Origin of the sequence: Mucilaginibacter angelicae (assembly GCF_042434235.1) — a bacterium.
GTDB classification, from domain to species: Bacteria; Bacteroidota; Bacteroidia; order Sphingobacteriales; family Sphingobacteriaceae; genus Mucilaginibacter; species Mucilaginibacter angelicae.
Window position 1 is genome coordinate 22903 of the sequence record NZ_JBHLTS010000061.1, and the last position, 9615, is coordinate 32517.

Here is a 9615-nt window from a genome sequence, read left to right on the forward strand (position 1 = left end):
GTAAACTCATGCCCGTTTGAACATTTGTGATTTCATGTTCCCTCAGGGTTTCTCGCGGAGGCCCCTGAGGCTCACCGCGCTCTAAACATCTACCAGGATATTCAAAACAGCGAATCAGCGTAGCGTATACATCAGGGCCCTCTGCGAGAGACCCTGATGGGATGTTAATCTCCTACCTCGCAGTGACGATCTTTTTTAGATTTTTGGCAAAATCATCTATCTAACTAAAACCGCTCCAGGTAATTTTTACTAATCAGCTCGCCATACAGGATCCCGCTGTGCTTGTCCATGGCAAACCATGGTGAGCCGTATTGTAGTACCTGGATATTTTGTGCCGGCATAAAACTCTGGGCCAATAAAAACTGCTTTTGATGGGCAGCATTTTCCGCTACATCAAGTACGATAAAACAATGTCCCGGCGAACCGCCATGGATAAATACATCACCCGGTTTAACATCATTGGGATTGGTTACCGTTTTTAATTCTTTTTGAAGCGATAGCGTACCAGCATAGCTGAACACCAGATCCATATAACGTAAAAAAGTCGGGTACGAATAATCGGGTTTAGCTTTTAATATCCAATGATCGTTTTTGTACCGATAGCCTTTGGCATAGTGCTCATAATCGCATTTAAAACCACTGGTAAAGTTGAAAGAAATTTCGCTGTATTTTTTTTGCTGATAGAGGTATTCACCGCGTAAGCGCATCACTGCATCGGCACATTGCTGCAGGTCCTGGTTACCTACGCTCATGTCAATAACCGCAGCGGTATAAACATCCGTACGGGCAATATCGCCTTTATAGGTTTTGGTTGGCGTACCCGCCGGTTTTAACGGTAAAGTCTGTAACCATGCTCCAAAACTGCCCGGAGAAGCTGCTATACGATGATACCCTGCCGGCACCGCAAACCTTTTGACCACATTATCCGGAGGAGTAATATTTGTACTTAAAAGGAGCAGCAGGCAGGCGATCAGGATCTTCATAATGTTTTGGCTTTTTTTAGCTGTTCATAAGGATTATAAGGTACAGGTATATCATCCACCAGTTTAAATGCCGAAAAATGCAGGTGTGTAGGCGAGCGTTTTTTGTACGCATTATAACCTGTTCGACCAACCTCGGCTATTTTTTGACCCGGTTTAACTTGCTGCCCAACTTCAACAAATATTTTGCTGTTATGAGCATAGTAACTAATTACATTTTCTGTGAAGTTGGTTTTATCAAAATTATTTTTTTTGTTCACGTTATGGAATGTCAGATAATGATAGATCCATATGTATTTACCGCCGCGTAAGTTACTTGCAGCATCCCAGGTATTGCTGCATGCTATCACAATACCATAATCAACGGCAAGCACATCAACCGGTTTATGAGTGCGATCATCAATGCAGTCCTGGTTTTTATCGTTTATGAAAATATCATGGGCGGGATGAGCACCGTGTTTATTGCCGTCGAGATAACGATACCCCTTATCTGAATATCCATCCCCATTACCGCCTATAGCCCGATAGTTATAGTTTTTTAGCGGGAAAATCCAGTTGTCGGAAACATCCATCTGGTTACGCAACATCATCCATTGTGTTATGTGATGGCTTAGTTGCTTAATAACTTTTTGCACCTCTTCTTTCTTTACTTTACCATTTAAAACCGCGGTATTTAAATCATTAAAATGGCGATAAGCATCTATCGTGTCCATTTTTGTGCCGTATGGGGTATCCTGTGCTTTTGTGGTTGTGGCAAAAAGCAACATTAAAAAGAAGAGCTTTAAAGTTTTTTGCATAAGGTTTATAATCAATAACATTAACTAATAAGTCGCCAAAATATTATCCTATCCGGATATCATATTTAGCAAGTAATCCCGGCAAGCCATGAAGCGAGAATTTTGCTTTTTTGATGTTGTTATCATCCGGGTCGATAATGAAATTATAAGATGAGCTCAGGTCGGCATTTTTGAGGATGGTACGGTTGAAGAAAGCATTTTTGAGATTACAGTTGATGAATTTACAATCGCTCAGGTCGGCCTCGGTCAGGTCGGTTTCAATCATCGAGCAATCGGTGTAGGCAGCTTTTTTGTTCTTCTTTTTATAAAATACGGCATTGTCCAAAATACAGTCTTCAAAATGTACCTCAAACAAAAAATCATTGGCTTTACCAAAGTTTACACCGCTTATTTTACAATGCTTAAAGCGGATGTTCTGCAGCCCGGTATTGCCTAAATCGGCAAGGAGCAGATTACAGGTATCAAACTGGCAATCCACAAAGGTAATGCCAGCAAACAAGGCATTGGAAAAATCACAGTTGATGAATTTACAGTTTTCGTAGGTGCTGCCGCTGAGTTGGCTGGCAGTTATTTTGGTAAAAGTTTGGTCTTCGTGGTATAGGGGTTGCATAGGGCAAATCTATATCAAAAAAACACCAAATAAGTAAACACTATTAATGTAGCCAACATGTATGCATAAAAAACACGATTGAAAATTTTTACTCCTGCGCGGTCGGTTATTATGTGAAGCCAGTAGTAAAAACAAAGCCCGAGTAGAAAACAGCACATGATGCCAGAGCCAACCGGATCAAACAGTTTTTTAAATAAAGGTACCCTTGTGTGAAAATGATTGTAAATAAACAATAATCCGCTTAGTGCACTATAAAGCTTGAAAAGCCGGGCGTTTTGCGCGGAGATCCGGGAATGCTGTATGCTGCTAATTTCGTTGCTCATTTGTAAACCGGGTTGAGGTTTTATAAATATAAATATTTATTTGCATCACTGGCACAGCTATTGTTTTAACTAACCTGCATCAAAACTATACCCTATGAAAGCATTAAAGATAAAACTGGCCATGATGTTACTGGGATTAACATTGGGCTCGGCTGCACCTTTGTTTGCACAATCATCAAAAGATACATCAACAACAACCGCAAAAGCCAATGGCTCGGGCGCCGGAACCGGAGTTAGCCAGGGGGCACCCGGCGCGGCAACGGTATCAGGCACCGGAACTGGTACTTTGCAGGACAGCGACAAAGCAAGCGTACCCAGCGGCGACGCAGGCGTAAAACAAACCACTGACCAAAAAGCCGTAAACCCATCGCAGGTAAGCGGTTACTGGATTTTGGGCGTATTTAGCCTTATCGGCCTTGTCGCGTTGATCGTTCTCCGAAAAACCAGGAAGGTTAATTCATGATCAATTTGCCTCAATGATCTTAACACCCCATGGCTCCAGTTTTAAATCACTGTTTTTGCTGATGTTTTGGCCAGATAATAATTCTTTTCCGTTGCTGTAAGGATAGGTCAGATTGGTTTCATTGGCCGAATAATTAAAATAATAATGCACTGTTTTACCACCCTGGTTTATACCCTGCTTGGTGATAACAGGCCATGCAATCTGCTGGTCGGCACCCCAAAGACCAACCTTCTTTACAGCATCGGTTAATAATTTATCAGTAACGGCACTGGTAGTTAAACAGCCAATATAGGTTGCCAGGCCCTTGCCGTAAGTATTTTCGGTAATAGCTGCATACTTTCCCCAAACGGGATGATCATAGTAGGCCAATACTTTGGCCGTGGTAGGGGTGATAAGTTCCATCCAGGTGTTCAGCCTTTTATCTTCGGGTTTCAGGTTCCAGTCATCGGCCTTTAATGACGCGTTGCTTGGTTCGGTGAACTGGCTGTAGTAAATTCCGCAGGCTTCATCAATAATTCCCGGTTGGTGCGTGGTGCGTACCTTTACATTTTCATCGGCGAAACCGCTTTTGCAGGTATAAATAATATGGCCGCCATTTTTAACATAAGCATTAAGGCGTTTAAGCAAACTATCAGGAGCTGCATACAACAGGGGGACTATTAACAGTTTATAATCTTCAATATTTTTGCTTGTTGGGTCTACAAAATCGCAGCCTATATTCATGTGGTACAGGCCATCATAGTACTGGCGCAATACATCATTATAGCCAGTGCGCGTGCCCCAGCCAAAGCCGAAGGCTTTAAAACCGGTAAGGGCTTCGTTGCTGAACAGGATAGCCACATCGTTTTTCTTTTTCAGGTTGATAAGCTTACTGCTTAACCTGTCGAAATCTTTCCCTATGGTTTTGGCTTCGTCATAAACCGGGTTGGGCTCAAAATCATGGCTTAACAAACCTTTCCAGTAAGTTTCGGCCGAGTTATGGATAGAGTGCCAGGGCCAGTAACTCACCATATTGGCCCCGGATGCCAAATGACTAAAAGCCTGTAACCTTAGCTGCCCCGGATAGGGTACCCATTGTGGAAATCCCTGTGCTTCGGTTTCGATAGTGAGGTAGTTTTTGCCGCCTTTCATGGAGCGGGCTACATCGCCGCCAAAAGAAATTTCCACACCTGTAAGCTTATCCTGGCTGGGGTGATAAATATCTATCCCGGCAATGTCCAAAGCTTTAGCTGCTGCAAAGTGATCAACATCCGGCTGAATGCCGAACGAATAGCCATGCCATTCCAGGTCGAAATTTTGGGTGATGAACTGGTCGGGCCGTTTGTATTCGCGTACTATGGCTGCCTGCCAGGCTAAATAATCGGTAACCAGCTGCCGTTGAAATTTGGCAAACTCCGACGAAAGACTACCGTTAATGGTGTTGACCATCGACGGAAAATCGTCCCAGTTATTGATGCGGTTACTCCAGTAATCGAGCCCGAAAATATGGTTAATGTTATCGAGCGTTTTATATTTGGCCTTCATGTAGTTCACAAATAAGGCCTGTACATTTGGTCCGGCTGTACCGTATGATTTGGTTTCGTTATCAACCTGGTAACCGATCACGGCCTTGTTATCCTTCACGTGCTCCATGATCTTTCGGATAACACGTTCGGCATAGAAACGATAATCCTTGTTGGTGATATCCATATTCTGCCTTGGCCCGTATTGGTTTTGGCCCGATGGGGTAATGGCTAATATTTCCGGATGCTTTTTAACCATCCAGGTGGGTACTGCATAAGTTGGCGTACCTATGATAACGTGGATCCCCGCTTTTTGCATGGCATTTAATACCCTGTCGATATGCGTAAAATCGAAAACACCATCCTGTGGTTCTTCTGTGCTCCAGGTTGATTCGGCAATGCGCACTACGTTGATGCCGCAGGCTTTCATCATTTGTACATCTTTATCCAGCCTTTCATAAGGCATGTATTCATCATAATAAGCTACCCCGTAAAGCAGCTTATCCATTTTAGGATATTGCGCAAAAGCAGATGCAGCAAAAAGCAATTGCACGATGAAGAGCAGCAGGTATTTCTTGTTCATAACAGAGATATTTAGGATAACTGGCTTGTGCTGATGAAAGTACGAATTAATTGTATTTTTAACACACAATAATAAAATATTTTATGATGTGAAACAGATGTAGTAGTACACAACATTTTTATTGCTGTTTAAAAACTGATATTAGCAGCCTTTTGTAATACAATTATAGCCTGTTAATATCTTTATGAAAACAATAGCCCGTAACCTGCTCATCCTGGTGTTTTGCTGCGCCATGAGTGCCCATGCACAACAAAAACGCCTTACCTATTGTAACCCGCTCAACCTTGATTATGGTTATACCCCGTTTGAAACCTTTGCAAGCTGGGGTAAACATCGCGCCACTGCCGACCCAACTATGACCCTGTTTAAGGGTAAATGCTACCTGTTCTCCACTAATCAGTTTGGTTACTGGTGGAGCGATGATATGCTGAACTGGAATTTCGTATACCGCAAATTTGTCCGTCCGTACAACCAGGTGCAGGGCGATGAGCTTTGTGCTCCCGCTACATTGGTTTTGGGCGATACCCTGCTGGTGATCGGTTCGACCTATAATAAAGATTTTACCCTGTGGATGAGCACCAACCCTACACACGATGATTGGAAAGCCGCCAAAGATTATTTTAAGGTAGGCGCCTGGGACCCCGGCATGTTTGCCGACGATGACGGCAGGGTTTACATCTACCACGGCTCCAGCAATACACTGCCGCTGTACGGACAGGAGATTAACAGGCACACCTTCGAACCCATCGGCCCCAAAAAGGAAATGGTAAGGCTTAACCCCGAAGAGCACGGCTGGGAGCGTTTTGGCGAACATAACGATAACGTATTCCTGCTGCCCTTTATTGAGGGCTCGTGGATGAACAAGTATAAAGGGAAATACTACCTGCAATTTGGCGCACCGGGTACCGAGCAAAGCGGTTATGGCGACGGTGTTTTTGTGGGCGATCATCCGCTTGGGCCGTTCACCTATCAAAAGCATAACCCTTTCTCATACAAACCTGGCGGCTTTGCCAAAGGCGCAGGACATGGCGCTACCTGGGCCGATAAGTATGGCAATTACTGGCACATCAGCACCATGGGCATCTCGGTAAAAAATAATTTTGAGCGCCGCATTGGTTTCTGGCCTGCCGGGTTTGATAAGGATGGCGTACTGTACAGCAACACCGCCTATGGCGATTATCCGCACTATTTATCCAACAGTCCGGAAGATCATTTGAAAAGTAATTTTACCGGCTGGATGATCCTCAATTATAATAAGCCTGTCGAGGTTTCATCAACCCTTGGCGCGTACGCCGCCAACAATGCGGTGGATGAGGATATCAAAACCTACTGGAGCGCCAAAACAGCCAACAAAGGCGAGTGGCTTAAAACCGATCTCGGCGAAATCAGCACTATAAACGCCATCCAAATAAACTACGCTGATCAGGATGCAGAGTTTATGGGTAAATCATCAGGTGTTTATCATCAGTATATCATCTACTCCTCCCTCAACGGCAAAACCTGGAAGCCTCTTATCGACAAAAGCACAAACCGTAAAGATGTACCACACGATTATATTGAACTAAAAACCCCGGCAAAAGCACGCTACCTAAAAATGGTAAACCTGCATATGCCAACGGGCAAGTTCGCACTATCGGGCTTAAGGGTATTTGGCAAGGGAGCAGGAGCAAAGCCCGATACCGTTCAAAACCTCATTGTACTACGTGGCGACAGCGAGCGCCGCAATGCCTGGCTTAAGTGGAAACCGAATGATAATGCCACAGGTTATACCGTTTACTTTGGCATAGCGCCCGATAAATTGTACAACAGCATGATGGTTTACGGCAAAAACGAATACTATTTTAATGGGATGGATAAAAGCCTGCCATACTATTTTCAGATAGAGGCGTTTAATGAAAACGGAATTTCGGCGAGGACAAAAGTTGTAAAGGTGGAATAATAAAACCTATATTGATTAGTTTAAATTGTTTTGCGCAAAGACGCTAAGGCGCAAGTGATACGATAGATAAAGAATGTTCCCGTCAGCAGGTAAGCTTCGGGCGAAAGCGGGCAGAACAATGGTGGCCCTGAGCGCAGGAAAGGGCATAGCAAGTTTTTGCAGAAGTCTGGGCATGAGCGAGTGAAGCAGGGCAAAATAATTGCAGCCCGTGGTTCTGTCCGGTTTGCAGGGTAAAGGCCTGTGCGGCAAAGAAGCCTATCTGCTGACTTGACTTTTGGTTCTTTTTGTCAAGAAAAAGAACAAAGCCAACCCGCGGCGAATGAGCGGGACGATGTGAGTTCACAGAACAAAGTCTGTTATCTGCCCCACGCGATGTAGATGTTTACTTCAATCTCATAAAGAAATAAAACATGTTTAAAAAGTAAAAGTTAACTTGTCCACATGCTAAAAACCATCCTCCCCCTCATCATAACCATCTTTCTACACCAGGCCGTTAAAGCCCAGGCCGATAGCACCCTGAAAAAATCGCCCATAAAAACACTGAGCGATAAACAGTTTACCCAATTAATCAGCGGCGAGTATTTGTTTGATGATATTGACCAGGTAGCAAGGCTTAACCACTATCCTATGCCGGATGCTGTGCTGAAGTTTAAAAAGGAGCTAAGCCTGAGCCCGGTTCAGCTTACAAAAATCACCACCCTTGCAGCCGAACTGCATCGTAAAAGGGTGGAGATGGGTAATTTCATCGTTACCAACGAAACCACGTTGGATAAGCTGATAAAAAAAGGTACCGATAATGGCAGCATTATTTTTTACGCCACACGCTCGGGTTTGTATTATGGCGAGCTCAGGAATGCCATTTTGCAGGCTTGCTTAAGCACCGGAAACCTGCTGGCCCCGCAGCAAATTACCAAGTTGGAAACACTCGCTGCTCATAATTGAAAATATCCCGTTTGATTTGCTTAATTTAGCGCCTCCAAATAAAGTGTATGAAGATTACGTTTGATTTTGAAAAACCACTGGCTGAGTTACAGCAGCAAATTGAAAAGGTGAAGCAGGTTGAAGACAAGAATAAACTCGACATGTCTGCAACCATAGCCGAACTGGAAGGCAAGCTGGAGGAAACCAAAAAAGATATATATTCCAACCTTACAGGCTGGCAAAAAGTACAGATCTCCCGTCACCCCGAAAGGCCGTATACCCTGCAGTACATCGAGCTGATGTGCGATGATTTTATCGAGCTTCATGGCGACCGTACTGTTGGCGATGACAAAGCAATTATCGGCGGTTTCGGTACCCTGAATGGCCAAACAGTAATGTTTATCGGTCACCAGAAAGGCCGTAACACTAAGGAGCGCCAGTACCGTAATTTCGGTATGGCTAATCCCGAAGGTTACCGCAAAGCCTTAAGGCTCATGAAAATGGCCGAAAAATTCAACAAGCCTGTTGTTACACTAATTGATACCCCCGGAGCATTCCCAGGTTTAGAAGCCGAAGAACGCGGTCAGGGCGAAGCCATTGCCCGTAACCTGCTCGAAATGTCGGTATTAAAAGTACCCGTGATCTGCGTTATTATTGGCGAAGGTGCATCGGGTGGCGCATTGGGCATTGGCATTGGCGATAGGGTGCTGATGCTGGATAACTCCTGGTATTCGGTGATCTCTCCCGAAAACTGTTCAACCATCCTCTGGAAAACCTGGGAAAATAAAGAACGTGCTGCCGAAGTACTGAAATTGACCTCGACAGAAATGCTGAAAAACAAACTGATCGACGGTGTAATTAAAGAACCTATCGGCGGTGCCCATCAGGACCCTGTTGCTATGGCCGGCATCCTGAAAAAACAATTACTAAAAGACCTTAAAACCCTTAAAGAGCGTAATATCGATGAGCTTGTTGCCGAGCGGATCGATAAGTTTTGCTCAATGGGCGTGGTTAATGAATAAAATTTATCTGCTTTGATATAGAGAGCTGCCTTAGGGCGGCTCTTTTTGTTTTGGTGCGATAACCTAAAAAATATGTCATTGCGAGTAACCATCAGGGAAATCCTGAAAAAAACCGTGATGACGTATAAAATATGTTTTAACGATGGTGCGCGGGGCCGCGTTAGTGATAGTAGCGGATACCGGCCTTGTGGCTAATGCCTGTGCAGTATGAGCGGATAGCACGAGCCGCAGGCAACGCCCATATTTTATAAATCGATCGAAAAATACACTTAATAATCAATAACTTACAATTACGTCATTATAAGGTACGAAGCAATCGCACGGAGGCATAGCCGCCCTGTATAGTATGCGATTGCCACGCTGCGCTCGCAATTGTACAGGTTTAGTAATTCGGTAACAGAATCAGGTATTTTATTTGTTGTTTACGGATGCCATTTCAATAGGTTTTTTACCATTAATACCCTGATGAGGCCTT

At 44.1% G+C, this 9615-nt stretch carries 8 protein-coding genes; 4 read left to right on the forward strand and 4 right to left on the reverse strand.

From position 1 onward, the window contains the following. Positions 1-224 precede the first annotated feature (224 nt). The 3 genes from ACFFGT_RS20120 to ACFFGT_RS20130 are packed head-to-tail and all read right to left on the reverse strand — an operon-like array spanning position 225 to position 2387. Entirely contained in the window at positions 225-983 is a 759-nt protein-coding gene (locus tag ACFFGT_RS20120; protein ID WP_377024306.1) for a DUF4846 domain-containing protein, read from the reverse strand. Further along, positions 980-1777, reverse strand: a complete 798-nt coding sequence (locus tag ACFFGT_RS20125; protein WP_377024307.1) for a M23 family metallopeptidase — start codon at positions 1775-1777, stop codon at positions 980-982. Before ACFFGT_RS20125 ends, ACFFGT_RS20120 begins: the two co-directional genes overlap by 4 nt. 43 nt (positions 1778-1820) lie before the next feature. After that, the gene (locus tag ACFFGT_RS20130) at positions 1821-2387 is read right to left on the reverse strand and encodes a pentapeptide repeat-containing protein (protein WP_377024308.1); all 567 of its coding nucleotides are present in this window, start codon (positions 2385-2387) and stop codon (positions 1821-1823) included. Positions 2388-2804: 417 nt separating this feature from the next. Here ACFFGT_RS20130 and ACFFGT_RS20135 point away from each other — a divergent pair, with 417 nt between their 5' ends. Further along, the gene (locus tag ACFFGT_RS20135; RefSeq protein ID WP_377024309.1) at positions 2805-3173 is read left to right on the forward strand and encodes a hypothetical protein; all 369 of its coding nucleotides are present in this window, start codon (positions 2805-2807) and stop codon (positions 3171-3173) included. Here ACFFGT_RS20135 and ACFFGT_RS20140 read toward each other — a convergent pair whose 3' ends face one another. Next, positions 3174-5258: a beta-galactosidase gene (locus tag ACFFGT_RS20140; protein WP_377024310.1), complete on the reverse strand. Its 2085-nt coding sequence runs from the start codon at positions 5256-5258 to the stop codon at positions 3174-3176. A gap of 184 nt (positions 5259-5442) precedes the next feature. On the opposite strand from ACFFGT_RS20140, the gene ACFFGT_RS20145 reads away from it, so the two are divergent. From ACFFGT_RS20145 to ACFFGT_RS20155, 3 genes are all read left to right on the forward strand, one after another. Further along, complete coding sequence (locus ACFFGT_RS20145) at positions 5443-7197, forward strand: discoidin domain-containing protein (protein ID WP_377024311.1); 1755 nt, start codon at positions 5443-5445, stop codon at positions 7195-7197. A 441-nt stretch (positions 7198-7638) separates the two neighbouring features. Beyond that, the gene (locus tag ACFFGT_RS20150; RefSeq protein WP_377024312.1) at positions 7639-8139 is read left to right on the forward strand and encodes a hypothetical protein; all 501 of its coding nucleotides are present in this window, start codon (positions 7639-7641) and stop codon (positions 8137-8139) included. A gap of 47 nt (positions 8140-8186) precedes the next feature. Beyond that, complete coding sequence (locus ACFFGT_RS20155) at positions 8187-9140, forward strand: acetyl-CoA carboxylase carboxyltransferase subunit alpha (protein ID WP_377024313.1); 954 nt, start codon at positions 8187-8189, stop codon at positions 9138-9140. The last annotated feature ends 475 nt before the right edge of the window (positions 9141-9615 follow it).

Coding starts and splice junctions, on each gene's coding strand:
- ACFFGT_RS20125 (WP_377024307.1), bottom strand. CDS start 1,777: ATGCAAAAAACTTTAAAGCTCTTCTTTTTAATGTTGCTTTTTGCCACA.
- ACFFGT_RS20130 (WP_377024308.1), bottom strand. CDS start 2,387: ATGCAACCCCTATACCACGAAGACCAAACTTTTACCAAAATAACTGCC.
- ACFFGT_RS20155 (WP_377024313.1), top strand. CDS start 8,187: ATGAAGATTACGTTTGATTTTGAAAAACCACTGGCTGAGTTACAGCAG.
- ACFFGT_RS20120 (WP_377024306.1), bottom strand. CDS start 983: ATGAAGATCCTGATCGCCTGCCTGCTGCTCCTTTTAAGTACAAATATT.
- ACFFGT_RS20145 (WP_377024311.1), top strand. CDS start 5,443: ATGAAAACAATAGCCCGTAACCTGCTCATCCTGGTGTTTTGCTGCGCC.
- ACFFGT_RS20140 (WP_377024310.1), bottom strand. CDS start 5,258: ATGAACAAGAAATACCTGCTGCTCTTCATCGTGCAATTGCTTTTTGCT.
- ACFFGT_RS20135 (WP_377024309.1), top strand. CDS start 2,805: ATGAAAGCATTAAAGATAAAACTGGCCATGATGTTACTGGGATTAACA.
- ACFFGT_RS20150 (WP_377024312.1), top strand. CDS start 7,639: ATGCTAAAAACCATCCTCCCCCTCATCATAACCATCTTTCTACACCAG.